Raw genomic sequence first — 24,929 nt, 5'->3', positions numbered from 1 at the left:
CGTTCAGGCGTGTCATCAACGTGACACGGGTAGAGTTTATCTTCGGCGCGATGCGAACGTCAGTGGGTTTCCCATCAATTCCGCACGGATCTGACAATCGTTGACCTTGTCGCTAGCGCGGGTGAAGCGCTTCCACGTTCTTCGCGATGGCCCTCGCGAATTGCGTGATCTGCCGGCCCTGCTCGATCAGATCCATCGCGAGCCGGAACGTCACCACGTCCGCCTTGTCCGCCAGTTGAAGTTTCGCGAGCACGACCTGGCGCGCCGCCACGGCCAGTTTGTCGATGCCCGGCTTCTCGTCGATCACCTTCGCGACTTCTTCCGCAACCGGCTGCCCGATCGTGCGGATCGCCCGCTCGAGATTACGGATCACCGCGCTGGTGAACTGCGTGGTTGCCTCGTCGCGCAGGCGAAGCAGGTCGATCTGTTGCATCAGTCTTTGCTGGCCGACCGTCATCAGCGTCGTGCTGACAATCCCGCTAATGCTCTCGAGGTTGCTCGTGACCTGCGTGAAGCCGACCATCTGCTGACCCTCGTCCTCCGAGTGCTGCACCTGCGACAACTGGCCGATGTAGTGAAGAATCTCGGACGCGAGCTGGTCGGCTTCCTTGTCCTGATCCAGCAAAAGATTGATCTCTTCCATCGTGCCGTTCGAGACCGTCTGTGAACCGCGCTGCACGATATCGAGCACCTGGTTGCCGAGGCGCGTCAGCTCGATGCGCACGCGTTGCAATCCGAGCGAGGGCACGGTCAGCGACGATTGGTCGAGGTAAAGCGCATCGCCCGCGGGTCTCGCCGCCTGCGCGCGCTTGGGCACGATGAATTGCGCGAGCCGCGCAATCGGATCGGTAAACCAGATCAGCACGAGCGTGCTCACCACGCTGAAGATGGTGTGCGCATTGGCGACCTGACGCGGCGCCTCGGCCGCCAGTCGCGCCACGCCTTCCAGTTCCGGATAGGACGGCGAGATGAAGCGCACGAGCTCCGCCATCTGCGGAATCAGGAAAATCCCAACTACCACGCCGAGCAGATTGAAGACCAGATGCACGACGCCCACCTGCACCGCTTCGGGCGTCTTGCCGATCGACGCGAGCAGCGCGGTGCCGCAAGTGCCCACTTTCGCGCCGAAAATCAGCGTGATGGCCGCTTCGAGCGGCATCAGACCTTGTCCGCTCAAGGCGATCACGATTGCGAGGGTCGCCGCGGAGCTTTGCACGATCGCGGTGAATACCGCGCCCACGATGATGCCCACCAAGGGATTGCGCATGTCCTGCATCGCGTCGATGAACGGCTGGAACGTGCGCAGCGGATGGGTCGCCTCGCCCATCAACTGGATGCCCATGAACAGCAGCCCGAGCCCCATGACCACGCGGCCGATCTGGACCAGCAGTTCGCGATTGCCGAATGCATGCAGCAGAAAGCCGATGGCGAGCATGAACGGCGTGAGCCGCGAGACGTCGAACGCGATGATCTGCGCGGTGATGGTCGAACCAATGTTCGCGCCCATGATCATCGGTACCGCCTGGGTCAGCGTCATCAATCCGGCGGACACGAAGCCGACCATCAGCACCGTCGTAATGGTCGACGAATTGAGCAGCGCGGTCACGACGGCGCCCGCCGCCACGCCGCGAAACCGGCTTGCGGTCAGCACGCCGAGCAGCGACTGCAGTCTCGATCCGGCGATCGCCTTCAGGCCGCCGGTCATGAACTCGAGCCCGAGAAGAAAAAGAGCGAGGCCGCCGATCAATAGCCCGAATATCTCGACCAGGTTCAGCCTGACCGGGTCCAGCTCTACCAGATAGGAAGTCATCCTGGGGTGCCTTTTGAATGGCGCGAATGCACGGAAAGAACGACGGACGGCTTGATGCCCGGACCGATGCTGGCGCAACGAAGACCTGTTGCGTCGTGTCCTGAGCCGGTATTTGAGGCCACGGCCTGTTTACCTATGGAACGCCCGCGTGTTCCATAGGTAAACAGGCCTTAGGGTAAAAGCAAGCGTGCACTCAGGCAAGGGATGGGGACGACGCGGTGCGTGGCTTCGGATGGTATTCATTTCGTAATCTACGTCAATCATTGCAGCGTCAATCAACGATTCCGCCGCCGGATTGGCAGTTAACCCGTAGGTAAAAATGCCCATCGTGCCGCCCGCTGGCGGGTGCCAATAATATCTCCATCCTCCAGACAAACCCGCTCTAATTCACCCCAGAAGAAGGAGGACTTATGGCAAATCGTATTGCCTACGTAACCGGCGGCATGGGCGGCATCGGAACCGCCATCTGCCAGCGCTTGCATAAAGATAATTTCACGGTCATCGCGGGCTGCGGCCCGAACTCGGCACGCAAAGCCCGATGGCTGGAAGAACAGAAAGCGCTAGGCTATAACTTCATCGCCTCGGAAGGTAACGTCGCGGACTGGGAATCCACTGTGAAGGCGTTCGAGAAAATCAAGAAGGAAGTCGGCGAAATCGACGTGCTGGTCAACAACGCGGGCATCACGCGCGACGGTATGTTCCGCAAGATGACGCACGAAGACTGGATCGCGGTGATCGACACCAATCTCACGAGCCTGTTCAACGTGACCAAGCAGGTCATCGAAGGCATGGTCGAGCGAGGCTGGGGCCGCATCGTCAACATCTCGTCGGTCAATGGCCAGAAAGGTCAGTTCGGGCAAACCAACTACTCCACCGCCAAGGCCGGCATTCACGGCTTCACGATGTCGCTCGCGCAGGAAGTGGCCACCAAGAACGTGACGGTCAATACCGTGTCGCCCGGCTATATCGGCACCGACATGGTCAAGGCGATCCGTCCTGAAGTACTGGAGAAAATCGTCGCGACGATTCCGGTGCGCCGGCTCGGCACGCCGGAAGAAATCGCGTCGATCGTCGCCTGGATCGCGTCGGATCAGGCGGGCTTTGCAACGGGAGCTGATTTCTCGTTGAACGGCGGTCTCCATATGGGCTAGCGGAAACAGCGCCGCATTGTCATGCGGCGCGATTGTTTTCCGTTGCGATGGACATCTTCAGGTTGCGTGATGATGTCGCGGCCCGGCGCGAGCCGGCCGCGTCAGTATGCTTATGGCCAGAAAAGCGAGCCCCCATCGCGAAGCACCGGCGAAATCGCCACGGTCGCGCCCGAAGGCGATGCAGCAGCCGATCGTGCCTGCAAAAGCGGGCGAAATCTCGCTCGACTATCACATGACGCTCGAGGCGCTGCGCAGCGGCGTCGGCAATCAGTATCATGTCGGCAGCATGGCGCAGGCCATCTATATGGCGATGCTGCTCAATCAACGCGGCTATGGCGCCGCGGTGCCCGAGCTCTTTCGCGATGCGGAGAGCGTGATCCTGCGCTGCCGTCAGGCCGGACTCGAAACTGGCACCTGCGTCGTCGACAACGACGCGTATGCGCTCCTCGGCCAGGTTCTCACGCTATTCGATCAGCAACTCGCGGCGGCGCCGGTTCAGGAGCTGATCGCGGTCAACGCCAGGCTCAAGCAGCTCTTCAATACCGCCAATGCCGGGCGCGACGGCAAGGACAACACGCTGTAGCACGGTACAACGCTATTTATGCAATGCACGCCGCACGCTCGACACGTCGCGCGTGGTCACCGGCCCCGCCGTATTTCCCCATGTATTGCGCACGAAAGTCAGCACCCGAGCCATTTCGGTATCGGTCAGCCTGCCGGCGAAAGACGGCATCTTGCGCGGCTGAGGACCCGACTCCGTCCGCGGACTGGCGCCGCCTTCGATCAGCAGACGCACGAGCGACGCGCTGGACGACGACAGCACCGCGGGATTGCCCGCAAGACGCGGATACTTTTGCGGCACGCCCACACCGTCCATCTGATGACAACGCGCGCAATAGGACGCGTAAATCCCCGCGCCCGGCCGTTCCACGTCCCCCGTCTTCAGCGCCAGCGCGGTTTGCCGCGCGGCGCTCGAACGTTCGTTGAAATAGCCGCCCGGTGCGCGCGGCGGCAAGCTCTTCAGATATGCGGCAATCGCCGCGAGGTCCGCATCGTTCAGATACTGCGTACTGTCTTCGACGACCTGCACCATGCTGCCGAACGCAATCAGGCCGTTGCCGTGACCCCGGCGCAGGAAATCGGCGATCTCGGCGGCGGAGCTGCGGCCGAGCCCCGAGCCCGGGTCCGCGGTGAGATTCGGGGCGAACCAGTGATCATTGGTGCCGCCCGTCAGATACGCTGAACTCGATTCGTCGTAGCCGCGCTCTTCATACGCGGGGCCGCGCGGTGTGTGGCACGCGCCGCAATGGCCGAGCGACTGCACGAGATATGCGCCGCGATTCCATTGCGCGTCGTGCTTCGCATCGGGCGCGAAGCGGTCCTTCGCCGCGAAGGCCCAGTCCCAGAACGTCAGCGCCCAGCGCTGACTGAACGGAAACGGCAGACGCGTTCGGGGCGCGGGCACGGCGACCGGCTGCACGCCGTGCATGAAGTACACGTACAGCGCATGCATGTCGTCGTCCGTGATCTTTGCAAATGACGGGTACGGCATCGCCGGATAAAGCCGCCGGCCATCCGCCGCGATTCCTTCGCGCAATGCGCGCGCGAAGTCGTCATAGCTATAGCGGCCGATACCGGATTGCGGATCCGGCGTGATGTTCGACGAATAGATCGTGCCGAACGGCGAGCCCATGCCGAGACCGCCGGCGAACGGGGGCGCTGGCGTCGGCGCGGCGCCCGGACGGGAGACACGCGGCGGCGCCGTGTGGCAGCCGGCGCAGTCGGCGGCTTTGGCGAGGTAGGCGCCGCGTTCGATCTGCGCGCTGTCGGCGGGTGGGGTTGCGGGTGGGTTTGCCGCGGCGTTTGCCGTCATGGCGAGCAGCCATGCGCACGCCGCCGCCATTGCGCCGCGTCGCCGTTCGATCACATGTCGAACGTTGCGTTTCATCACCACCACCTGCACGGCGAGACGATCGCGACCGCGACATCGGTCGAAATCAACGCGAACAGAAACAGCGTGCTGCACATCGCCGCCACGTGCGTGAGAAACCAGTCGAGCTCGGCGCGGGTGCGGCGCGCGCCGCTCCATGCGCCCCACTTCATCGGCGCGATACGGCGAAGATTGCGCCATGCGACCCATGTGCCGAACGCGCCCGCCACCAGACACAACGCGCTGATCGCGACGAGCGCCGGCCGCATCCACGGCACGAGCGGCATGCCGAGCGGATGGTTGTACGGATAGCAGGTCTGCGCGGCGAGTGTCTCCGTCACCATCATCTGCAATAGCCATGCGCATGGGGCGGTCAGCAGACCGGTCAGCACATATCGCATCGCGACGCGCGACTCCGTCTGCCCGTTCATGACCACTCCCGGAACAGATAGGGCGTCAGATACAGCGTGCTGAAAATGAACAGCCAGACGACGTCGACGAAATGCCAGTAAAGCCCGCCGATCGACAGTGCAGCGCAGCGCTTTTCGTCGAAATAGCCGAGTGCCGTCCACAGCAGCAAAAGCGCGAGCACGACGATCCCGACCGCGACGTGCGCCATATGGAAGCCGGTGATCGTGCAGTACAACGACCCGTACAGATGCGAGGTCAACCCATACGGATGGTTGTGCCATTCGCGCAATTGAATGCCCATGAAAATACAGCCGAGCACGATGCCCGCCGCCATCGAAGCGACACCCCAGCACAACCGTCTGCGGCGCACGCAGCGCTCGCATAGCCAGACGAACCCGCTGCTCGATAACAGAATGAGCGTATTGGCGGCGCCGAGCCCGAGTTTCGGCAGTCCTTCGGGCGGCCAATGCTGCTGGCTCTGCGAGGCCAGGTACAGATACGAGAAGATCAGATAGCCGAATAACGCGCCTTCGGTCGCGATCAGCGTGAAGCAGCCCCACCAGCCGCTCGAGCGTTCGCCCGCGCTGCCCACGGGCAACGCGCGCGCGGGCCCGGCGGATTCGCGTGATGACGGATCGAAGTCGAGTGCATCGCTCATATCAGCCTCCCGCGTCCTCGACCGCGACCGGCTCGCGCTGGATCAATGCGCGCTCCGGCCATAGCCAGACGACGATCGAGACCGCGCAGCCGGCCAGCATCGCAGCGGCGAAAAACCATGCGCCGAGCGCCAGCCCCACGAAAAACAGTGCGGCGAATACCGCGAGCCAGAACGGCGTGCATGAGTCCTGCGGCATCTTCAGGATGATGTCGGGCATCGCCTCGAGCGCGGTCGTGCCGAGCGCTTCGCGCCCTTGCGCGAGCAGATAACCTTCGTCGAGTTGCGAGCGCGGCGCAATCACGCCGCCCGGTTCATCGAGCCGGCCTTCCCATAGCGGATGACGGCTCGCGAGCGTCGGCACTACCGCGAAGTTATAGGGTGGCGGTGGCGAGCTGACCGACCATTCGAGCGTTGGCGCGTCCCACGGATTGTCGCCGGCGATCCGGCCGCGTTTCAGGCTCACGAGCAGATCGATCAGAAAGATCAGCACGCCGGCCGCGAACAGGAACGAACCGAGCGAGGTGACGAGATTCACCGTATTCCAGCCCATATCGGCGGGATAGGTGTACATGCGGCGCGGCATGCCGAGCAGTCCGGCGATATGCATCGGAAAGAACGCGACGTTAAAGCCGACGAACAGTACCCAGAACGCAATCTTGCCGAGGCGTTCGCTCGTCATCCTGCCGGTGAATTTCGGAAACCAGAAATAGATGCCGCCGATCACCGGAAACACGTTGATGCCGAGCAGCACGTAATGCAGATGCGCGACGACGAAGTACGTGTCGGTCAGTTGCCAGTCGAACGGCACCGCGGCCGTCATCACGCCGGACACGCCGCCCACGACGAACAGCAGCACGAAGCCCGCGAAAAACAGGAACGGCACGCGATACACGGGACGGCCGGTCCAGATCGTCGCGATCCACGCGAACGTCGCGACCGCGCTCGGCACCGCGATCACCATGCTGGCCGCGCCGAAAAACGACAGCGCGAGCGCCGGGATGCCGGTCGCGAACATATGGTGAATCCACACCGCGAAGCCGATCACCATCGTCGCGACCGTCGACAACGCAACCGGTCCGTAGCCGACCAGCGGCCGGCGGCAAAACACCGGCAACGCATCGGACACGATGCCCATCGCCGGCAGCACAACTACGTAGACCCACGGATGCGCGAAGATCCAGAACAGGTGTTGCCAGAGCAGCGGCCGGCCGCTGTTCAACACGTCGAAGAAATGCGTGCCGATGCGCCGGTCCATCCACAGCATCAGGAATGCGAGGCTCACCGAAGGCACCGCGAGCAGATTGCCGCCGGACGCGGTGAGCGTGCCCCACACGAGCACCGGCACGCGATCGAGCGACATTCCCGGCGCGCGCATGCGCAGCAACGTCACGACGAAGTTCATCGAGCCGACCGTCGTCGAAATGCCGAGCAGCACCATGCCGAGCGCGTAGACGTCGATATTCGGTCCGCTGCTGTATTCGAGGCCTGATAGCGGCACGTAGTTGAACCAGCCCGCGTCGGGTGCCTGCCCGCTCGGAAAACTCGCGTACAGGAAAAGGCCCGCGAACAGGAACACCCAATATGACAGTGCGTTCAGGCGCGGAAACGCCATGTCGCGCGCGCCGAGCACGAGCGGCCACAGATAGTTCGAGAAGCCGGACAGCACGGGCAGCGCATAAAGAAAGATCATCGTCACGCCGTGCATCGTGAAGAGCTGGTTGTACTGCTCGGGCGTGAGCAGCGTGGCGTTCGGACGCGCGAGCTGCACCCGCATGATCAGCGCTTCGATACCGCCCATCAGCAGAAACACGAACGCGGTCACGAGGTAGCGCAAGCCGATCGTCTTGTGATCGACCGTGGATAGCCAGCCGCGCCAGCCGGGCGACGCTTCCCAGATTTCGCGCAGACGCTTCTCCGCGTCGCTGCCACGCTCGACGCGGCGACGTCGAGGTATGCGCGTGAGTGCCGGCATCGAAGTGGTCGCGGGTCGATCGGACATTGAACGGGGCTCCCTGGTTTCGACGCGCTTCAATGCAGCGTCGCGAGATACGCCGACAAGGCGGCGGCCTCGTTCGCCGTCAGCGCGATGCTGGGCATCAATGCATCGGGTTTGATCTGCTGCGCGTGTTCGATCCAGTCGAGCAGATGGTCCGGCGTATTGCTGAGCGCGCTCGCCGCGATCGTGCGGCGCGAGCCGAGATGCGTGAGATCGGGCGCTTGCAGACCGTCGGCGCTCGTGCCGCGAATCGTGTGGCAACCGGCGCAGCGCTCGCCGAACAGATGCTGGCCGGCCGCGACGGCGGCGTCGCCCGTGGGCGGGCTCGCCGCGCGTGCCTGCGCGTCGCGCCATGCGTTGAACGCAGCGGCGTCCTGCGCGATGACTTCGAAGGCCATATGCGCATGTTGCGCGCCGCAAAACTGCGAGCATTGTCCGCGATAGATGCCCGGACGATCCGCCTGAATCCACTGCTCGTTGGTTTGCCCGGGGATCGTTTGAGTCTTGCCCGCGAGTTGCGGCACCCAGAATGCGTGGACGACGTCCGCGCTTTTGAGCTGGATCTTCACCGGCTCGCCGACCGGAATATGAATCTCATTGGCCGTGCTGAAGTTGCGGGCCGGGTTCGGATCGTCGGTGTAGTCAGCTTTCCACCACCAGTCGTAGGCGGTGACGGTGATCGTCAGTTGCGGATAAGTGGCCGGCGACGCGACCGATTCGAGCGTGACCAGCACATACACCAGTATCGCCAGCAACGCGATCGACGACACGCCCGTGCCGATGTAAATCCAGCGCATGCCGCCGGGCTCCGCGTTGAGCGAGTCCGGTGCCGCGCCGGGACGCTTGCGCACCATCGCGCCGACCAGCAGCACGGCGATGATCAGCGTGACCAGCGTCGCGACCGCGGTCAGCACCCAGCCGAGCCGCATCGTCGGACCGGCGGCCGGGCCCGCCGCATGCAGGAAGTAATTGAGCGGAGCCGCCGGACTCGCGTGCGCGGAATTCACGGACAGTGCCGGTAACAACGTGAAACCGCCCAGGCCGATATATCGGCCTGGGGTTCCGGACGTCCGCGCTGCTGACACTGGGGGGCTCCTCTGAAAGTGGCGACCGTGAACGGCACGCTCGCACCTGCGTTCGATACGACGCGAGAGAAGATGAGCAAAAAACAGGCCGCGTCCGCGTGGTGTCGCGGTGCGCGGCCATTCCGGCTGGACGGGGGCGTTTTATAGCTTCGCTAAACGGCGTCGCGCGACCACGCCACGCAGGCGGAATAGCCGGGCGATACCTGAAGCCAGAGCGCATCGAGCTGTGTGATCGCATGTCCATTGCGCGCACGTTCGTCGCTCAGCGCGACATTCGGCTCCCGGCGCCCGTCACCGAGCACCGAAAACCACGTCATGCCATCGCCGATACCGACACCCAGCGCCTTCAACATCGCCTCCTTCGCGGTCCAGACATCGTAGAACGCGTCGGCACGCAGATGCACCGGCAACGCCGATACGCAGGCTTCGTCGCGCGGCGCGAACACCGCCGGTGTCAGCGCCTGCCAGTTCATGTTCTGGCGGGCGGCCTCGATATCGACACCGACACGCCCTTGCGCGGCGATGGCGATCAGCGCGTGTTGGCCCGAATGCGATACGTTGAAATCGGGCCACGCGTTGGGCTCGTTGCGCGGCGCGCCTTGCGTCGACACGAGGCGCGGCCGGCCCGCCGCGTCTGGCTCGAAACGCAATTCATCCGCCTTCACGCCCGTTCGTTCTGCAAGCAACCGACGCAATACGACGCGTGTCACCGCATGACGCAGTGCATCTTCATGGCGCAGAAAACGCGCGGCTTTCGCATGTTCGTCAGCGGACAGTACCGCGAATGCGGGATGCTCGAGCGTCACGCCGAAGTCGAACGTGATGCAGAAGATCTCGATACCGGCGCCGGACGCACGCGGTACGGCGAGCGGACGCACATCGAAATCCGGTATGGCGGCAGCGGTCATCGAATCATTCCAGCGTGGTGATAGTGGCAAAACGGTTGGTGACGAAAAATCGACTACACGCGAAACCGCTGCCGGAACTGTTGCGACGTGCTGCCGAACGCGCGCCGGAACATCACGGTGAAGGTCCGCACGTCGGCGTAACCGGGATCCTGCGCGATCACTTCGCGGGCCGCGAAACGGTCGCCGAAAGTTTGCAGTTTGGGTTTGCTCATGACCGGATTAAAACCATGAAGCGCGATTTCATACATAGAACAGGACAGATTTGTCCATTCTTGTGCCAGAGCTGTCCTGACTGACGACAGCCTCGCAGATTATAGTGGCGCTTGATCGCTTCCGCCTGCGCGTGCGCGCCGCGAATGTGTTCGTCAGCGCGAATGCGTTCGGCTCGCTGCCGTTCTTCGTCGTAGTCGGGCTGATACTCACGTTGCAGACGCGCTCGCCCGATGCGGACCGCGCGGTGATGACGGGCTTCGTGCTCGTGCTGCTGTATATGAAGGGGCCGATCCAGGAAATCGTCGGCGCGTTGCCGTCGATCGGACGCGCCCAGGTCGCATTCGCGCGCATCGCCAGTCTGTCCGCGCGCTTCTCGACCTGCGAGCCCGCGCTCGTGCATGCGTACCTCGAACGCCGCCCGGTGATCGTGCTCGACGAATGGGCCGCCGATCAGGATCCGACGTTCCGGCGCATCTTCTACACTGAAATCCTGCCCGATCTGAACTGAAACGCCAGGGCAAAACGCTGATCGTGATTTCGCACGACGACCGCTACTTCAGCGCGGCCGACCGCTATATCCGTATCGAGGACGGACGTATCGTCGAGGAAGTCCGGCCGGTGCGCGTGCCGGTACGGCCGCCGGTCGTGACCGGTTAGCAGCAAGTGAGACAGCGGGCTGTATACCTGTCGCCGCGCTACAGATCGAGCACGAGCAGCGGAGATTTCGCGCGCGAGCAGCACGGCAGGAACTGATCGTTCGCCGCGCGCTCTTCATCGGTCAGATACGAATCCAGATGTTCGGGCTCGCCGGCGATAACCCGCGTGAGGCAGGTGCCGCACACGCCCTGCTCGCACGACGTCAGGACTTCGATGCCATTGGCGGCAAGCGCCTGCACGACCGTGCATTCCGGCGGCACGTCGATCGTCGCGCCGCTGCTCACGATACGCACCTGGAAACGGCCACCCATCGCCGGCTGGTTAGCGAGCACGCCGAAGAACTCGTAGTGCAGCCGGTCTTCCGGCCACTGCTTTGCTCGCGCGGTATCGAGCACGAAGTCCATGAAGCCGCGCGGACCACAAACATAGAGATGCGTGCCGGCCGGCGCGCGGTTCAGTGCCTGTTCGATGTCGAACGTCGAGCCACCCGGATTGTCGTCGTGATGAAACTGGACCGATTTCGCAAAACCCGCCTGCGCAATACGCTCGACAAATGCCGTGCGTTCTTTCGAGCGCGTGCAATAGTGCATGTCGAACGACTCGCCGGCCGATGCGAGATGTTCCGCCATACAGAGAATCGGCGTCACGCCAATGCCGCCCGCCAGCAGCAGATGATGGCCGGCCTCACGCGCAAGCGCGAAATGATTGCGTGGCGCGCTGATCTGCAAGCGGTCGCCTTCGCAAACCAGGTCATGCACCGCCTTCGAGCCGCCGCGTCCTGCTTCGTCGCGCAATACCGCGATCGTATAACGGTGCGTTTCGTGCGGATCGTTGCATAGCGAGTACTGACGCACGAGGCCGTTGGGAAGATGCACGTCGATGTGCGAGCCCGCATCGAAAGCGGGCAATGGGACATCGTCTTCGCTGCGGAGTTCGAAGCTCGCGATATCGAGTGCTTCGTCGCGCCGGCGCGCGACGACCACGTTCAGCACGGGATGATTCATGTTGCCGTCCGCACCGGAATGACGCGCGAAACTTCAACCCGCCGCGTGCTCGCGGATGCGCGCTCCTGTGCCACGAGGCGATCGATCACGCGGCGCGACATCACGCCGCCCGCATCGATATTGAGCTTGAGCAGATTGCGCTCGGGCCATCTGAGCAGGTTCTGCTGCTGACGCTCGAGCATGTCCAGATCTTCGCTGAAGATCTTGCCTTGCCCTTCGCGGATGCTCGCCGTCAGCGCTGAATCGTCGGGACGGAAATTACGCGCCATGCCCCAGAAATACCAGATCGACGTTTCAGTTTCCGGCGTAATGAAATCGACGACGATGGAAGACGCTTTCCTGTCCGCCGGCGCATGATAGCCACCATGCCCGGCGTGCGCGACGCCAACTTCGATCAGCACATGGCTCGGCGGCGTGAAATGGCAGATCTGCCAGCGGTCGACCGGCACGTCGTCGGCAAGACCGTTGCCGCGCAATGCCATCTTCCAGAACGGCGGTGCGGCCACGTTTTCCATGAAGCGGCTCGTGCGCACGGTATCGCCTTCGGCAACCGTCTTCGGCGCGGCTTCGTCGATCTCTTTCTGGCCGATGCTGTTGGCGTGCACATAGGTTTCGTGCGTGAGATCCATCAGGTTATCGATCATCAGCCGGTAATCGCAGCGGATGTGATACAGACCGCCGCCATAGCCCCATTCAGAACTTTCAGCCCATTCCAGATGATGCAGCTTCGCGGGATCGGCCTGCGCCGGGTCGCCCGGCCATACCCAGATAAAGCCGTAGCGCTCGATCACCGGATAGCTGCGGATAGACGGAAAGCCGTTGACGCGCTGACCCGGCATGCCGGTCGTCTTACCCTGGCATCCCATTTCGAGGCCGTGATACCCGCACACGAGGGTACCGTCGCGCACGAAACCAAGCGAAAGCGGTGCGCCGCGGTGCGGGCAGAAGTCCTCGAGCGCGACTGCGTCGCCGCTTGCGTTTCGATAGAAGACCATGGGCTCGCCGCAGATCTGACGGCCTAGCGGCTTGTCCGCGACTTCATCGGGCATACATGCGACGTACCACGCATTCCTGGGGAACATGTCAGTCTCACTCCTGATTATTTGCGCGTGCGAATGTTTCAATTGCGGCTTTAGCCGCGCTATGGGAAATTCAGGTCATTCCGTACACTCATTGAGATTCAGTGTACTTAATGAACCTTTGGTGATTAAATGAAGGTTTTCCCTTAGACAAACTTTCAATCAACTAACACGACTGCTGTTTTCCGCTGCAAGCAATCGCTTTCACACATCTTTATGGCCACTTCAACCGACACCGGCACCTCAGCCATCAGCATCGACCTGTATGACCAGCCTGGCCATCTGATCAGACGCGCGCATCAGATTTCCGTGTCCATGTTTCATGATCTGTTGGGACGTGAAGTGACGCCCGTGCAATACGCGGTCCTCAGAATGCTTCAGGAATTGCCGGGACTGGATCAGGTCACGCTCGCGCAACGGGTTGGCCTCGACACGTCCACCACCGCCGATATCGCCGTGCGGCTCGAAGCGAAGGGCTGGATCGTGCGCGAAGTTCTACCGCGCCGGCAGCGCCGTCTTTTGCTGACGCCGGCCGGCGAGAAGTTGCTCGATCAATTGATACCGGGCGTCAATGCGCTGAATCACGGCTTGCTCGACGGCATGGGAGAAGAGGATGCGAAGGAGCTATTGAGGCTATTGCGCAAGTTCGTGCATCTGAATAACGATCAAAGCCGTGCACCGTTGCGTAGCGCGAGTGACGATACGGATTCCAATTAATGCAACGCCACCACCCTGGCGCTACGCCATCTCCACGACGATCTTGCCACGCACATGCCCTTTCGCGAGCCGGTCGAGGGCCTTTGCCGACGCATCGAACGCATAGCGTTTCGCGACCGCGAGACGCACGTTCCCCGCGTCGATCAACGCCGCGATCTCGCTCAATTGCCGGCTGAAACTCGCCGGGAAAATCGGCGCGATTCCGATCGACGATAACCACGGCGCATCCGCGGAAAAAATTCTGGAAATGACCGGCGGAAAAGGCGCCTGAAGGCTGAAGGCTGGACAAAAAGTCGTACTGAAACCGGCCGCCTGAGTATGAAAACATCGATAAAAGCGCCATTTCAGCGGGAACTGAAATGGCGTGGAGATCACAATCGTCGTGCTTCGTTGGTCGAGGCACGGCATATGCGGAGTACTCGTATCCGGATGTGTATCGCCATCTGAAGGATTGGAACGGCAGCGCAAGGAGAGTGTCATGGAAAACAGGTCACCACACCCGCACGATACGGGCGCAAAGAACGAGAAAGCCGAACAGGAAAAGTCCGGCAAGATCCCATCGGACACGGTGTAAAGCAGAAAGGACCGGGAAGAAAAACTCAAACACACTGAGTCGGAGAACGAGTTGGAATCGGCGCAGGACAAGAATCCGATTCCTCCGAAATCCACCCGTGAATGAGTTGGGCACCGGCAAGCGCGAATGGCGTTTCTTGCGTGCGCCGCACTGGAAGTCGGGTATTTAGAGGTGCCTGCAAGACAGCGATGAAGAAAACCGGCGACGTACGCATCGGCATTTCCGGCTGGCGCTACAAGGGCTGGCGCGACACCTTTTACCCTGCCGATCTGACCCACGCCGCGGAATTGCAATTCGCGTCAGCGTCGTTTCGCACTATCGAAATCAATGGCACGCATTACAGCCTGCAATCGCTCGCTAGCTGGCAGCGCTGGTATGCGCAAACGCCTTCCGATTTCGTATTCGGCATCAAAGGCGCGCGATATCTGACGCATGTACTGCGGTTTCGCGACGACAGCGCGCTTGCCGGAATCTCGAACTTCTTTGCCCAGGGACTGCTCGCGCTGAACGAAAAGCTCGGCCCGATCCTGTGGCAATTTCCGCCCTCGTTTCGCTTCGAGCCTGACGCGATGGAACGCTTCCTGCGCGTATTGCCAATGGATACGGCAAGCGCCGTTGCATTGGCCAGGCGACATGATGAGCGCGTCAAAACGCCTTATCTCGCGGTCGGACGCAAACGGCCGTTGCGCCATGCGGTCGAAATACGTCATGCGAGCTTCCTCGATCCTGCATTCGTGAGGTTGCTCAGGCAATACGGTGTCGCGCTCGTCGTTTCCGATTCCACCGAACCGTGGCCGGTGGCTGAAGATCTCACCGCCGATTTCGTCTACATCCGGCTGCACGGCACGAAAGCGAAGTATGCCGGCGCCTATACGGACGACGCACTGCAACGCTGGGCTGCACGAATCGACGCATGGCGCGTCGGCGCGCAGCCCGCCGACGCGCGGCTGATTGCGCCCGATCTAGCGCCACCCCGGCGGCCTGCCCGCGACGTTTACTGCTACTTCGACAACGATACCAAAGCGCAGGCGCCATTCGACGCACAGCGGTTGATAAAACAGCCTGGTTTGCCGCCCTCGCGACCCGTGCAGTGAAAGTGCATATCCACCGCTCCGTCAGAATGGCGCCGATCACCTCGACCGCTTACCGCGCTGCCCCAGCTTTTCCGCCATCCGCAGTGCCGCGACGATGTTGTCATACACGTCGCGACGGGTATCGGGGTCCGGCGCGCGCAACGCGAATGAAGGATGATAGGTCGCGACAACGCGTTGCTCACCGCGCTCGATCGTTCTACCGAGCGCGTCCTGCAGGCGCGCGTGCGAATCGTCGAGCACCGCTTTCAACGCGGTCGCGCCCAATGCAACGATAACGCGTACGTCCGGCATGCTGAGCTCCTGCTCGAGCCAATAGCTGCATGCATCTATTTCTCGCTGTGCAGGCGTCTTGTGCATGCGACGCTTGCCTCGCGCGATCCACTTGAAATGCTTGACGGCATTCGTGACGTAGACGTCGTGACGCTTCACGCCGGCTTCTTCGAGCGCCTTGTCGAGCAGTGCGCCGGCCGGTCCGACGAAAGGCTTGCCCTGCAGATCTTCGCTGTCCCCCGGCTGCTCGCCCACCAGAATGATCGACGCATGCCGCCGCCCTTCTCCGCCCACTGCCTGCGTCGCATTGCGCCACAGCGCGCAGCGATGACAATCGTTCAGCGTCGCCGGCTGCTGATCGGGCTCGACATCCGGCTGCTCCGCTGACGCACCGCCGTGCGCGCGCTTCTTCGATTGCCTTTCGGTCATGAGTATCGGCTCGACTTCGCCGGCTTACCTGTCGCTCTTTTTCGGAATCTTTGCGCCGGACTTGCGCGCCTGATTCAGCGCAATCGCCACTGCCTGTTTGTGCGGCTTGCCCTGTTTCGTTTCCGTCTTGATGTTGTGCGACACAGTCTGCTTCGAGGTACCTTTCTTGAGCGGCATGATCTTCTCCAGTTACAGGTTGAACCGAGGTTGAACCGGAAATGCGGCACCACTGGGTAACGTGGCCGCCGTATTGGATTTTGATTGAGCATACGGTGTGCCAAACCACCGTGGCCCTCACCTCAGCCGCGGCGCCGGCCCGCACTCCCACGCCTGCTCGTGCCGCTCACCCGCTTGCCTCGCAACGACGGTGAGCGCTCGGTGAGCGGCGGCACGCTTTCGTCTTCGGCCTGTCGCGTGCCGGTGAATTGCTGCCGATATGCCGCCGGCGTCAATGCCTTTGCAGCCTTGAACTGCCGATTGAAATTCGCGACGTTTGCAAACCCGGAGCGCGCGGCAATCACCGATATCGGCAGTCCCGTACCGGTGAGCAGCCGGCACGCATGGCCGATTCGCACACGCGTGATATAGCGCCCGACGCTCTCGCCGAGATGCTGCGTGAAGTGACGCGTAAGCGACCGCCCGGACAGGCCCGAGGCTTTTGCGAGCGTCGCGAGACGCAGCGGATGCGCGAACTGCGTGTCGATCAGCGCGAGCACGCGATTGAGCTGATCGGGCTGATGACCGGACGGCGTGCCCGTGTGCGCGTCGAACGCACTCGGCGACGCGAGCGGCGTGCCCGGCGCTTCCGACAACCAGTCCAGCACATCGAGCACCGCCTTCAGACGCTCGCGCGGATCGGCCGACAGCAGCCGGTCGAGTTCACCGCGCAGATGCATTCCCGCGTCGTGTCCAAAAGCGAGCCCACAGGCAGCGCGCCGCAGCAGATTGCACAAACCGCCGTACTCGGGACAAACGTCGGCAAGGCGGCGCACCCACGCACCGTCGAACCAGACGACGATTGCCACCTGAGCGGCCGATGAATCGATCGAGCGATTCGACGACCACGTATGCGGCAGATTGGGCGGCACCAGCACGAGATCATCGCCGCCGTAAGCCGCCACCGAATCGCCGATGAACCGCTTGCCCTGACTGTTCATCGTCAGAGTCAATTCGTATTCCGGGTGATGGTGCCATTCGAACGGAATTCTCGGCAGTCGCCGATGGTAAACCCGCACGGAACAGTGCTCGCCGAAATCGACATGCTCGTACGCGGCTTTCCTGACAGCTTTCATGACCGGATTTGCAAAGAGATTGGCTCGATCGTATCACTCATCTCACCGCCGCCGCGATACGCTTCTTCCGTTGCCACGACTATCACCACACGGAGACGACGCAATGGCCTTACGAATCGACGACCTGCCCGCGGCGATCAGAAACGCCAAACGGGAACTGCGCGCGATGCTGCCCAACTATCGCGAGGTATTCGCGGAGGTCGAAGCGGCAATGACCCGCGAAACGCGGCATATCGCCGACCTGCGGGATCGCGGCGAGCCGGTGATCCCCGAAATCCAGTTCGACGACATTGCGACGGATCGCGTCAGCGCCGAACAGATCGCGCTCGTGAAGGCACGCGGCGCGTGCGTGATCCGCAAGGTTTTCGATCGTGCGCTCGTCGACCAGTGGGATCGCGATATCGCCGACTATGTCGAGCGCAACAAGCTCGATGCGAAGCTGCTCAATCGCGCCGAAGACAAGTACTTCGGCCAACTGGCTTCGAGCAAACCACAAATTTACGGCGTGTACTGGTCGAAGCCGCAAGTGCTGGCCCGACAGTCGCCCTCACTCACGCAGGCACGCGTATTCCTGAACCGCCTGTGGCGTACCGCGAGCGAAGGCCGCGTGCATTTCGATCCCGATCGCGTGCCCGTCTATGCCGACCGCCTGCGTCGCAGACCGCCCGGTTCGGAATCGCTGGGCCTGTCCGCGCATTGCGACGGCGGCTCGGTCGAACGCTGGATCGAAGCGAATTTCCGCAACGTCTATCGACATGTGTTTTCCGGAAACTGGCGCGCTTACGATCCCTTCGACGCAGCCTGGCGAACCGAAGTCGAGGAAATCCCTTCACCCGCGGTCTGCTCGATGTTCCGAACCTTTCAGGGTTGGACCGCGCTCACGCAGCAAGGTCCCGGTGACGGCACGTTGCAGCTCGTGCCGATGGCGAACGCGATGGTCTATATCCTGTTGCGCGCGCTTCAGGACGACGTAGCCGAGGACGATCTGTGCGGCGCGATGCCGGGGCGCGCGCTGTCGATCAAACCCGAATACCATGCGCCGCTATTTCAGGCGCTCTCGTCGATCCCGCTGATGCAGCCCGGCGATACGGTCTTCTGGCATAGCGACGTCATTCACGCGGTTGAAGACGCGCATCGGGGTAACGGGTATAGCAATGTGATGTATATCGCGTCGGCGCCCGCGTGCGCGAAGAATGATGCGTATCTGAAGCGGCAATTGTCGAGTTTCGTCGAGGGGATGAGTCCGCCGGATTTTCCGGCCGATCATTTCGAGGTGGATTTTGCGGGGCGCGCGACGGTTGACGATCTGACGGCGCTCGGGAAAGCGCAGATGGGAGTGAATTTGTAGGTCGATCACTTCGGACCGGCGCCATGTTTTACGCGAATGCGGAGTCGAGTACGCCGAGAACGCCGCCGCCTGCCCCAACATTCGCCGCCAGCGCCACCCCGCCCACCAGAATCAGACTCATCGCCCACACCGCATCGAGATTGAACCAGCTACGCGACACGAACCTGAGTCCCAGATAGCGATACACCAGCCACGCGAGCAAGCCGCCCGCCATCATCATCGCGGCCGCATGAACGGCGGAAACCGAGAGCGCCATCCGCAGGCTGGTTTCGATCAGCGTCCGCGCCGCCCTGTGCGCCGTATCGACGTCTTCGACGCGGCACAGCCCGAGATAAATCGGTACGAGCATCAAACCCGCGCCGTGCGCGATCGCCACCGCGAACGACCATAGCGCGAGACGCGACGGCGGAATTCTCGCGAGCATGCGCGGATGGCGGCGCCGTATCAGCAGGACGAGACCGAAGCCGATGACGAGCACGCTCGCGCCGATCTGTATCTCACGCTGCCACGCGATCACGCTCGCGAGCAACGCGAACGGCAGCATCATCAACAGTATCGCGAGCACGTGCCCCGCCGCGAGATAGACGAGCGCATCCAGCAACGCCCGCGCGCGCCGCTGCATCAACGCGTTCGAGACCGCGAGCGGCCATCCCATCGCCGGATTGAGCCCGTGATACAAACCGCTCGCGAGAACGGCGAGCCACAGGCCGGTTTGCGGCGACACGACGCCGGTCAAACGCCCACCGACGGATAGCAGAATGAATCGGTCGAGCAGTCGCCGCCTTCGAGCCGGATCTGGTGCGCGCGATATCCATCGGGAAACGCGACCCAGTAATCATCGGCGAGCGCGAGGCCGCCGCGCGGATCGGCGTGCGCCATCACCTGCGCCGCGGGCACGCCGTCGGGGTAGAACTGGTTGTCCCAGGTCGAATAGAGCGAGTTGGTCCAATAGACGCGCTTGCCGTCGCGGCTGATCTCGACCATCTGCGGACCGCCCGCGAACCTCTTGCCGCTCGGGTGCGGCGTGCGCCGCGCAATCCCGCCGATATGCACCGATCCCGCGAGCTTCGGCTTGCGCGGCTCCGTCACGTCGTACTGGCGCATCTCGCCGGTTCCCCAGCAGGCGACATAGAGGAATTTATCGTCGATGGACAGATCGATGTCGGTGACGAGCGGCGGCACCGCGCCGAAGCCCTGCAGCAGCGGCGGAAGCTGCTCGGTGGAGGCGGGCTCCGGCGCAATCGTCACCGTCTTTTCGATGTGGAACTGTCCGCCCTCGCGCCACCACGTCCAGATCGAGCCTTCGAGATTGGTCGTATCGACGACCACGCCGATAAAGCCGTGTTCGCGGCTCGGATCGTGCGCGGGCCGCACTTCGAGCGCCATCTGGTGATTCGCGCCGAGGTCGATCGTCTGCACGTTGCGCCGCCCCCGCAGATCCCAGAAGTGGATGCGATGCCCGTATCGGTTCGCGAGCAGATCTTCGGGCACGATACCGTTTTCGAATTGCGGCGGCAACGCCCATTCGCTCGACACCATATAGTCGCGCGGCAGGTTCCACCAGAAGTCGTAGTGCTTTTCCTGCAAGCCGCGCTCGATCTCCCAGCGGCCCAGCACTTCGAACGTCTGGCAATCCATGATGAAAATGCCGGGGGGCCCTTCGGTGCCGTCTTGCCCCGCGCCGCCGAGCGTGCTCACGTAAATGCCCTCGGGTCCGCAATGCACGGTATGCGGACGCGAATAACCGGTCTTGCGGAAGATTTCTTCCGGCTCGATGATCTTGTGAATCTTCGCCTGAGTCGGATGCGGTTTCGTATCGACGATATAGATGCGCGAGGAGCGCATGCCCGGGACGATCAGATAGCGGCGCTCGAGAAACGCGTGGCCGGTCAACGGCGAGAGCGCGGACGAACAGGCATTCCAGCCGAAGTGATGAAATTCGTCGCCCTTGTACGGCACCGGCACCGTATGGACGACCTGGCTATAGGTCGGCGAACCTGGCTTCACGTCGATCACCGCGAGCGCGTCGGGCTGCGAGAAATCCGGACTCAGCAGCGCCGTGTATGCGTACTCCTCCGCTGGCGCATCCATCGCGAGCTTCGGCGATGCATGAAAGGTAGGATCTGGACGCATTCCCATGGCGGAACTCTCCTTATCGATGGACCGGCAGCCAGGAACGGCTTGCATGCATCGGGCGCTCGTTGCGCGTTGCGCGCAGCGCAATCCGGAAGCGGCGCATAACTTTAAATTTGTAGTTCAAGGCGGCGCTCGCGGCAACTGGAAATTTTCTCGTAGTCGAATGCGCCGCCTGACGAATTTACCGACGCGAGCAGGCCGCGCCAACCAAGCAAATCCGCTACCGTTATCAGCAGTGGCGATAAACGCTGTGCCTGCGCTTGCATCCCTCCGTATGTTGCGCTTCATCCGTATCACCGGCGCTCTTTTTCTTCGGCAGTCGATACCGCGCAGGCCACGCCTGTCGCGGCATCGAGCCGCCAACGCGTGAACCTGAACAGAAAGGCCATCGGCGCGTCAGCTTCGCGCCATCTCCGTTGCGTATGCTCTGAATGACGGATAGTCAGGAAGACAAATGGCCTCTTCTCCGCTTTTCATCGTTGGTTCGCCAAGGTCCGGAACGACCTTTCTGTGTTCCGTGCTGAACGTGCATCCGCTGATCCAGTTGACCAATGAATGCCGGATCTTTGCGTTGCTCAAGCACACGCTGGAAGTGGGCGCCCAGCGCCCCGACCTGCTCGGCGTAGGCTGCCGCGAGCGTTTTTCCGGCTTCAGCCGGCGCACGCTGGGCCCGTGGGTCGAACGGTTCTATCGCGAGGAGCTCGGCGTCACCGCGCCGATCTGGGGAGACAAGCATCCGTCCTATGCCGATCCCACCGTGCTGTCCGGACGTACGGGTTCGATCGCGCGCCAGCCGCGCTCAGGATCGTGTCTGCGGCTGATACGCGAATTGCTCCCGCAGGCGCGCTTCATTCATATCCATCGCGATCCACGTCACGTTGCGAACTCGCTGGTACATAAGCACTGGATCGGGTCGATCGAAGATGGGATACGCGTGTGGGAACAGTATGTGAGCGAGATCATCGAGTTCTTCGACGAGATTCCCGCGGACCGTGGCCTCACCGTTTCGTACCGTTCGCTCATCGAAGATCCCCATGCGACGGCGGCCGGCATCGGCCGGTTTCTCGACGTGGCGGATGCAGCGCCGATCAGCGATTTTCTCGTCGCGCAGCGCCGTCGCCCGACGCCGTTCAGCGATCCGGTAACCGATATCGCCGATCTGTATGTCGTACCGGACGCTCCGGCGGACGACGAAAAGCTGCTCGCGTTGGCGGGCACGGCGGCGACGCATCTGGGCTACGCGGCGGCCTGACGCGTCGCGTTTGCGAGCAGGTCATCGACGAACGCTCATTGAAGCCCCGCCCGGCAGCATCACTGCTGCACGCCCCAGCGCCGGACGGTCACGCGTTCGAGCGTATCGAACACCAGATGCTCGATCAGCAGACCGATCACGATCACCGCGGCGAGGCCCGCGAAAACGCGGTCCGTATACAGCTCGTTGCGATTCTGGAAGATGTACCAGCCAAGACCGCCGCTGCCGGAACTCGCGCCGAACACGAGTTCTGCGGCGATCAGCGTGCGCCATGCAAACGCCCAGCCCACGCGCAAACCGGCCAGTATCGACGGCAGCGCCGCCGGCACCAGGATCAGCAGCACATGCCGCAGCCCCGTCAACCCATAGTTGCGACCCGTCATGCGCAGTGTGGCCGGCACCGACTGAAAACCCGCATACGTATTGAGCGCAAGCGGCCACAGCACCGCATGCACGAGCACGAACAACAGGCTGCCGGTGCCGAGGCCGAACCACAACAATGCGAGCGGCAGCAACGCGATGGACGGCAGCGGATTGAACATCGCGGTCAGCATCGACAGCAGATCACGCCCCACCCGCGTCGAAACAGCCAGCGACGTGAGCACGAACGCGCATGCGGCGCCGAGCAGATAGCCTCGCAGCAGCACCGACATCGACACGGCCGTCTTGACGAGCAACTCGCCCGACCACACGCCCTGCACGAATGCGCTGAACGTCGCGCCGAAAGTAGGCAGCAACAGATCGTTGTCGATCACGCGCGCGGCGCTTTCCCATGCCGCGATCAGCACCAGCGCGATCAGCGTCTTGCGCAGCCAGCCGTGCGCGAATAGCCGCTTCGCCGCGGGCAACGGCGCTTCGAGCGCGAGATCGCCGGGCGTCTCGAGCGGGCGCTCATACTCGGCGCGAACCGGAGGCGGCAACGTGGCGGGAGAACTCATTGCACGGCCTCCGGGTCGTCGAACAGCAGGTGATGAATACGCGCGACGCTGCGCTGAAAATCGGCGCGGCCAAAGCTGTCCTGCGAATACTGATGGCTGTTGAGCTCGGCGCGCACGCGGCCGGGATGCGGCGACAGCAGCAGAATCCGGTTACCCACCACCAGCGCCTCCTCGATCGAATGCGTGACGAAGAGCAGCGTGAAATTCACCTCCTCCCACAGCCGCAGCAGTTCTTCCTGCATCTTGCGGCGCGTGAGCGCGTCGAGCGCGGCAAACGGTTCGTCCATCAGCAGCACGCGCGGCTGCATCGCGAGCGCGCGCGCGATCGCGACCCGCTGCTTCATGCCGCCCGACAACGTGTGTGGATAAGCATGCGCGAACGCGGCAAGCCCGACCTTCTCGAGGTAATGCAGCGCGCGCTCGCTGGCTTCCGCTTTCGACAGCTTCTTCGCGACCCGCAGCGGAAATGCGACGTTCTGCACGACCGTTTTCCACGGCGGCAGTTGATCGAACTCCTGGAACACGACGATGCGATCGGCACCGGGGCCGCGCACGCGCTGACCGTCGAGAGAAATGCTGCCGGCGCTCGGCTCGATGAATCCCGCCACCGCCTTGAGCAGCGTGGACTTGCCGCAACCTGACGGCCCCAGCAGCACGAAGCGGTCACCGCCGTAGACGTCGAAGCTCACGTCATGGGTCGCGCGCACGATCCGCTCGCGCGTGCGGTATTCGAGGTTCACGTGCTCGACCGCGAGCAGTTTGCCGCTGGTTGCCGCGGCGCCCTGCCCGGCGCGATCTGGAAACAGAAGCGTGGGATTGGCCACCATCAGAGCGCCCCCTGCGAGTAGGTCGAATCGGCGCACAAGCGCTTCGGCGTGCCCGATATCGCGGCGAAAACAGGTGATTTCACGTTCAACTCCCCGCGGCCGTCGCCGGATCGTCGAAGAAATAGTCCTTCCACGACGCCGGTTCGTTCCTGATGGCGCCGACGCGATACATGAATTGCGCGAGCCCGAACGTGTTCTGCGGCACGATCTTGAACTGCACCTGCGGGTTCGTGATGATCTTCACGAGCAGGTTGCGATCGATCTTCGACTGATTCGCGCGGATATAGATATCCGCCGCGGCCTGCGGATTCGCGTTGATGAACCGCGCCGAGTCGGCCAGCGCATCGACGAATGCGCGATACGTCTTCGGATTGTCGCGGCGGAATTTTTCCGTTGCATAGAGCACCGTCGCCGAACTCGGGCCGCCGAGCACGTCGTACGAATTGAGCACGATATGCGCCTTCGGATTGCCGGCAAGTTCCTGCTCCTGAAACGGCGGATTGCCGAAGTGCCCGGTAATTTCGGTGCCGCCCGCGATGATCGCCGCGGCCGCGTCGGGATGCGGCAATGCCTGGGTGAACTTGTCGAGCCGGTTGTAATCCTTGTCGCCCCAGCGTTTGGCCGCCGCGTATTGCAGCACGCGCGATTGCACCGAAACGTTCACGGCGGGCACCGCGATGCGATCCTTCTGCGTGAAATCGGCAATCGTCTTCACGTCGGGATTGTTGCTCACGAGGTAGTACGGCAGATTGCCGAGCGACGCGACGCCCTTTACGTTCTGCTTGCCGCGCGTGCGGTCCCAGATCGTCAGCAACGGGCCGACGCCGGCACCGGCGATGTCGATCGCGCCCGACAGCAACGCATCGTTGACCGCCGCGCCGCCCGACAGCTTGACCCAGTCGACCTTGATATCGACGCCCTGCTTACGCCCCTCGGTTTCGATGAAATGCTGGTCGCGCGCGACGTTCAGCAGCAGATACACGATGCCGAACTGCTCGGCCACGCGGATCTCGCCCTCGGCATGCACGGGCGCCGTGACGGCGACGCCCGCCGCGCCGATCGACAGGCTCAGCAGTATGGCCGTAAAACGGCGGGCAAACGACGGCCGTGCGGCGGTCGGGCGAAAGCGGCTCGGCATTGAAACTCCAGT

At 62.7% G+C, this 24,929-nt stretch carries 25 protein-coding genes and 1 pseudogene; 7 read left to right on the top strand and 19 right to left on the bottom strand.

What is annotated here, in order from left to right; genetic code table 11:
• Positions 1 to 112: 112 nt before the first annotated feature.
• A complete protein-coding gene (locus QM685_RS20055) occupies positions 113 to 1,810 on the bottom strand; it encodes a Na/Pi cotransporter family protein (protein ID WP_415118531.1) in 1,698 nt (565 codons plus the stop codon).
• 410 nt (positions 1,811 to 2,220) lie between these two features.
• Between QM685_RS20055 and QM685_RS20050 the strand changes: the two genes are divergently transcribed.
• Both QM685_RS20050 and QM685_RS20045 read left to right on the top strand, forming a co-directional pair.
• Positions 2,221 to 2,961 carry a 3-ketoacyl-ACP reductase gene (locus QM685_RS20050; RefSeq protein WP_415118529.1) on the top strand — a complete coding sequence of 247 codons (741 nt, stop codon included), beginning with the start codon at positions 2,221 to 2,223 and terminating at the stop codon, positions 2,959 to 2,961.
• 193 nt (positions 2,962 to 3,154) lie between these two features.
• On the top strand, positions 3,155 to 3,544 hold the full coding sequence (locus QM685_RS20045; protein WP_415118527.1) for a Fis family transcriptional regulator: 390 nt from the start codon (positions 3,155 to 3,157) through the stop codon (positions 3,542 to 3,544).
• 12 nt (positions 3,545 to 3,556) lie between these two features.
• On the opposite strand, the gene QM685_RS20040 is transcribed toward QM685_RS20045, so the two are convergent.
• From QM685_RS20040 to QM685_RS20010, 7 genes are all read right to left on the bottom strand, one after another.
• A complete protein-coding gene (locus QM685_RS20040) occupies positions 3,557 to 4,909 on the bottom strand; it encodes a c-type cytochrome (protein WP_415118525.1) in 1,353 nt (450 codons plus the stop codon).
• The gene (locus QM685_RS20035; RefSeq protein ID WP_415118523.1) at positions 4,909 to 5,322 is read right to left on the bottom strand and encodes a hypothetical protein; all 414 of its coding nucleotides are present in this window, start codon (positions 5,320 to 5,322) and stop codon (positions 4,909 to 4,911) included. The genes QM685_RS20040 and QM685_RS20035 overlap by 1 nt, the downstream gene beginning before the upstream one ends.
• On the bottom strand, positions 5,319 to 5,960 hold the full coding sequence (locus QM685_RS20030; protein WP_415118521.1) for a cytochrome c oxidase subunit 3: 642 nt from the start codon (positions 5,958 to 5,960) through the stop codon (positions 5,319 to 5,321). Before QM685_RS20030 ends, QM685_RS20035 begins: the two co-directional genes overlap by 4 nt.
• Position 5,961: 1 nt before the next feature.
• Complete coding sequence (gene ctaD, locus QM685_RS20025; RefSeq protein WP_415118519.1) at positions 5,962 to 7,959, bottom strand: cytochrome c oxidase subunit I; 1,998 nt, start codon at positions 7,957 to 7,959, stop codon at positions 5,962 to 5,964.
• Positions 7,960 to 7,988: 29 nt separating this feature from the next.
• Positions 7,989 to 8,996 carry a cytochrome c oxidase subunit II gene (gene coxB, locus QM685_RS20020; protein ID WP_415118632.1) on the bottom strand — a complete coding sequence of 336 codons (1,008 nt, stop codon included), beginning with the start codon at positions 8,994 to 8,996 and terminating at the stop codon, positions 7,989 to 7,991.
• Between the two features lie 197 nt (positions 8,997 to 9,193).
• Positions 9,194 to 9,949 (bottom strand): 4'-phosphopantetheinyl transferase family protein, encoded by a 756-nt coding sequence (locus tag QM685_RS20015; protein ID WP_415118517.1) that lies wholly within the window; start codon positions 9,947 to 9,949, stop codon positions 9,194 to 9,196.
• 53 nt (positions 9,950 to 10,002) lie between these two features.
• Positions 10,003 to 10,161 (bottom strand): hypothetical protein, encoded by a 159-nt coding sequence (locus tag QM685_RS20010; RefSeq protein ID WP_415118515.1) that lies wholly within the window; start codon positions 10,159 to 10,161, stop codon positions 10,003 to 10,005.
• A gap of 389 nt (positions 10,162 to 10,550) precedes the next feature.
• Here QM685_RS20010 and QM685_RS20005 point away from each other — a divergent pair.
• Positions 10,551 to 10,819: pseudogene (locus QM685_RS20005) on the top strand (hypothetical protein); the annotation flags it as partial.
• Positions 10,820 to 10,857: 38 nt separating this feature from the next.
• Here QM685_RS20005 and QM685_RS20000 read toward each other — a convergent pair.
• Together QM685_RS20000 and QM685_RS19995 are read right to left on the bottom strand one after the other, a co-directional pair.
• Complete coding sequence (locus QM685_RS20000; RefSeq protein WP_415118513.1) at positions 10,858 to 11,823, bottom strand: PDR/VanB family oxidoreductase; 966 nt, start codon at positions 11,821 to 11,823, stop codon at positions 10,858 to 10,860.
• Positions 11,820 to 12,905: a Rieske 2Fe-2S domain-containing protein gene (locus QM685_RS19995; protein WP_415118511.1), complete on the bottom strand. Its 1,086-nt coding sequence runs from the start codon at positions 12,903 to 12,905 to the stop codon at positions 11,820 to 11,822. Before QM685_RS19995 ends, QM685_RS20000 begins: the two co-directional genes overlap by 4 nt.
• Positions 12,906 to 13,118: 213 nt before the next feature.
• On the opposite strand from QM685_RS19995, the gene QM685_RS19990 reads away from it, so the two are divergent.
• Complete coding sequence (locus QM685_RS19990) at positions 13,119 to 13,619, top strand: MarR family winged helix-turn-helix transcriptional regulator (protein ID WP_415118509.1); 501 nt, start codon at positions 13,119 to 13,121, stop codon at positions 13,617 to 13,619.
• A 21-nt stretch (positions 13,620 to 13,640) separates the two neighbouring features.
• On the opposite strand, the gene QM685_RS19985 is transcribed toward QM685_RS19990, so the two are convergent.
• Complete coding sequence (locus QM685_RS19985; protein WP_415118507.1) at positions 13,641 to 14,264, bottom strand: zinc-binding dehydrogenase; 624 nt, start codon at positions 14,262 to 14,264, stop codon at positions 13,641 to 13,643.
• 117 nt (positions 14,265 to 14,381) lie between these two features.
• On the opposite strand from QM685_RS19985, the gene QM685_RS19980 reads away from it, so the two are divergent.
• Positions 14,382 to 15,287 (top strand): DUF72 domain-containing protein, encoded by a 906-nt coding sequence (locus tag QM685_RS19980; protein ID WP_415118505.1) that lies wholly within the window; start codon positions 14,382 to 14,384, stop codon positions 15,285 to 15,287.
• A gap of 36 nt (positions 15,288 to 15,323) precedes the next feature.
• On the opposite strand, the gene QM685_RS19975 is transcribed toward QM685_RS19980, so the two are convergent.
• The 3 genes from QM685_RS19975 to QM685_RS19965 form a co-directional block, all read right to left on the bottom strand.
• On the bottom strand, positions 15,324 to 15,986 hold the full coding sequence (locus tag QM685_RS19975) for a UdgX family uracil-DNA binding protein (protein ID WP_415118503.1): 663 nt from the start codon (positions 15,984 to 15,986) through the stop codon (positions 15,324 to 15,326).
• 24 nt (positions 15,987 to 16,010) lie between these two features.
• On the bottom strand, positions 16,011 to 16,163 hold the full coding sequence (locus QM685_RS19970; protein ID WP_415118501.1) for a DUF6496 domain-containing protein: 153 nt from the start codon (positions 16,161 to 16,163) through the stop codon (positions 16,011 to 16,013).
• A 122-nt stretch (positions 16,164 to 16,285) separates the two neighbouring features.
• Positions 16,286 to 17,278: a helix-turn-helix domain-containing protein gene (locus tag QM685_RS19965; protein WP_415118499.1), complete on the bottom strand. Its 993-nt coding sequence runs from the start codon at positions 17,276 to 17,278 to the stop codon at positions 16,286 to 16,288.
• A 103-nt stretch (positions 17,279 to 17,381) separates the two neighbouring features.
• Between QM685_RS19965 and QM685_RS19960 the strand changes: the two genes are divergently transcribed.
• Positions 17,382 to 18,626, top strand: coding sequence for a DUF1479 domain-containing protein (locus QM685_RS19960; protein WP_415118497.1), 1,245 nt, complete (start codon positions 17,382 to 17,384; stop codon positions 18,624 to 18,626).
• Positions 18,627 to 18,654: 28 nt separating this feature from the next.
• On the opposite strand, the gene QM685_RS19955 is transcribed toward QM685_RS19960, so the two are convergent.
• Positions 18,655 to 19,362 (bottom strand): hypothetical protein, encoded by a 708-nt coding sequence (locus QM685_RS19955; protein ID WP_415118495.1) that lies wholly within the window; start codon positions 19,360 to 19,362, stop codon positions 18,655 to 18,657.
• Positions 19,359 to 20,765, bottom strand: a complete 1,407-nt coding sequence (locus tag QM685_RS19950) for a selenium-binding protein SBP56-related protein (RefSeq protein ID WP_415118493.1) — start codon at positions 20,763 to 20,765, stop codon at positions 19,359 to 19,361. The genes QM685_RS19955 and QM685_RS19950 overlap by 4 nt, the downstream gene beginning before the upstream one ends.
• Positions 20,766 to 21,216: 451 nt before the next feature.
• Here QM685_RS19950 and QM685_RS19945 point away from each other — a divergent pair, with 451 nt between their 5' ends.
• Complete coding sequence (locus QM685_RS19945) at positions 21,217 to 22,014, top strand: sulfotransferase family protein (RefSeq protein ID WP_415118491.1); 798 nt, start codon at positions 21,217 to 21,219, stop codon at positions 22,012 to 22,014.
• Between the two features lie 59 nt (positions 22,015 to 22,073).
• Here the strand turns inward: QM685_RS19945 and QM685_RS19940 are convergent, their stop codons facing one another.
• From QM685_RS19940 to QM685_RS19930, 3 genes are all read right to left on the bottom strand, one after another.
• Positions 22,074 to 22,952, bottom strand: a complete 879-nt coding sequence (locus QM685_RS19940) for an ABC transporter permease (RefSeq protein WP_415118489.1) — start codon at positions 22,950 to 22,952, stop codon at positions 22,074 to 22,076.
• Positions 22,949 to 23,779 (bottom strand): ABC transporter ATP-binding protein, encoded by an 831-nt coding sequence (locus tag QM685_RS19935; protein ID WP_415118487.1) that lies wholly within the window; start codon positions 23,777 to 23,779, stop codon positions 22,949 to 22,951. Before QM685_RS19935 ends, QM685_RS19940 begins: the two co-directional genes overlap by 4 nt.
• A gap of 85 nt (positions 23,780 to 23,864) precedes the next feature.
• Positions 23,865 to 24,917, bottom strand: a complete 1,053-nt coding sequence (locus QM685_RS19930) for an ABC transporter substrate-binding protein (RefSeq protein WP_415118485.1) — start codon at positions 24,915 to 24,917, stop codon at positions 23,865 to 23,867.
• Between the last annotated feature and the right edge of the window lie 12 nt (positions 24,918 to 24,929).

The sequence above is a fragment of the Paraburkholderia sp. genome, assembly GCF_047605525.1.
Lineage (GTDB): Bacteria > Pseudomonadota > Gammaproteobacteria > Burkholderiales > Burkholderiaceae > Paraburkholderia.
Note: the sequence above shows the minus strand (reverse complement) of the source record. Positions and strands in the feature narration are given on the sequence as shown.

Coding starts and splice junctions, on each gene's coding strand:
- QM685_RS20055 (WP_415118531.1), bottom strand. CDS start 1,810: ATGACTTCCTATCTGGTAGAGCTGGACCCGGTCAGGCTGAACCTGGTC.
- QM685_RS20050 (WP_415118529.1), top strand. CDS start 2,221: ATGGCAAATCGTATTGCCTACGTAACCGGCGGCATGGGCGGCATCGGA.
- QM685_RS20040 (WP_415118525.1), bottom strand. CDS start 4,909: ATGAAACGCAACGTTCGACATGTGATCGAACGGCGACGCGGCGCAATG.
- QM685_RS20035 (WP_415118523.1), bottom strand. CDS start 5,322: ATGAACGGGCAGACGGAGTCGCGCGTCGCGATGCGATATGTGCTGACC.
- QM685_RS20030 (WP_415118521.1), bottom strand. CDS start 5,960: ATGAGCGATGCACTCGACTTCGATCCGTCATCACGCGAATCCGCCGGG.
- ctaD (WP_415118519.1), bottom strand. CDS start 7,959: ATGTCCGATCGACCCGCGACCACTTCGATGCCGGCACTCACGCGCATA.
- QM685_RS20015 (WP_415118517.1), bottom strand. CDS start 9,949: ATGACCGCTGCCGCCATACCGGATTTCGATGTGCGTCCGCTCGCCGTA.
- QM685_RS20010 (WP_415118515.1), bottom strand. CDS start 10,161: ATGAGCAAACCCAAACTGCAAACTTTCGGCGACCGTTTCGCGGCCCGC.
- QM685_RS20000 (WP_415118513.1), bottom strand. CDS start 11,823: ATGAATCATCCCGTGCTGAACGTGGTCGTCGCGCGCCGGCGCGACGAA.
- QM685_RS19995 (WP_415118511.1), bottom strand. CDS start 12,905: ATGTTCCCCAGGAATGCGTGGTACGTCGCATGTATGCCCGATGAAGTC.
- QM685_RS19990 (WP_415118509.1), top strand. CDS start 13,119: ATGGCCACTTCAACCGACACCGGCACCTCAGCCATCAGCATCGACCTG.
- QM685_RS19980 (WP_415118505.1), top strand. CDS start 14,382: ATGAAGAAAACCGGCGACGTACGCATCGGCATTTCCGGCTGGCGCTAC.
- QM685_RS19975 (WP_415118503.1), bottom strand. CDS start 15,986: ATGACCGAAAGGCAATCGAAGAAGCGCGCGCACGGCGGTGCGTCAGCG.
- QM685_RS19970 (WP_415118501.1), bottom strand. CDS start 16,163: ATGCCGCTCAAGAAAGGTACCTCGAAGCAGACTGTGTCGCACAACATC.
- QM685_RS19965 (WP_415118499.1), bottom strand. CDS start 17,278: ATGAAAGCTGTCAGGAAAGCCGCGTACGAGCATGTCGATTTCGGCGAG.
- QM685_RS19960 (WP_415118497.1), top strand. CDS start 17,382: ATGGCCTTACGAATCGACGACCTGCCCGCGGCGATCAGAAACGCCAAA.
- QM685_RS19950 (WP_415118493.1), bottom strand. CDS start 20,765: ATGGGAATGCGTCCAGATCCTACCTTTCATGCATCGCCGAAGCTCGCG.
- QM685_RS19945 (WP_415118491.1), top strand. CDS start 21,217: ATGGCCTCTTCTCCGCTTTTCATCGTTGGTTCGCCAAGGTCCGGAACG.
- QM685_RS19940 (WP_415118489.1), bottom strand. CDS start 22,952: ATGAGTTCTCCCGCCACGTTGCCGCCTCCGGTTCGCGCCGAGTATGAG.
- QM685_RS19935 (WP_415118487.1), bottom strand. CDS start 23,779: ATGGTGGCCAATCCCACGCTTCTGTTTCCAGATCGCGCCGGGCAGGGC.
- QM685_RS19930 (WP_415118485.1), bottom strand. CDS start 24,917: ATGCCGAGCCGCTTTCGCCCGACCGCCGCACGGCCGTCGTTTGCCCGC.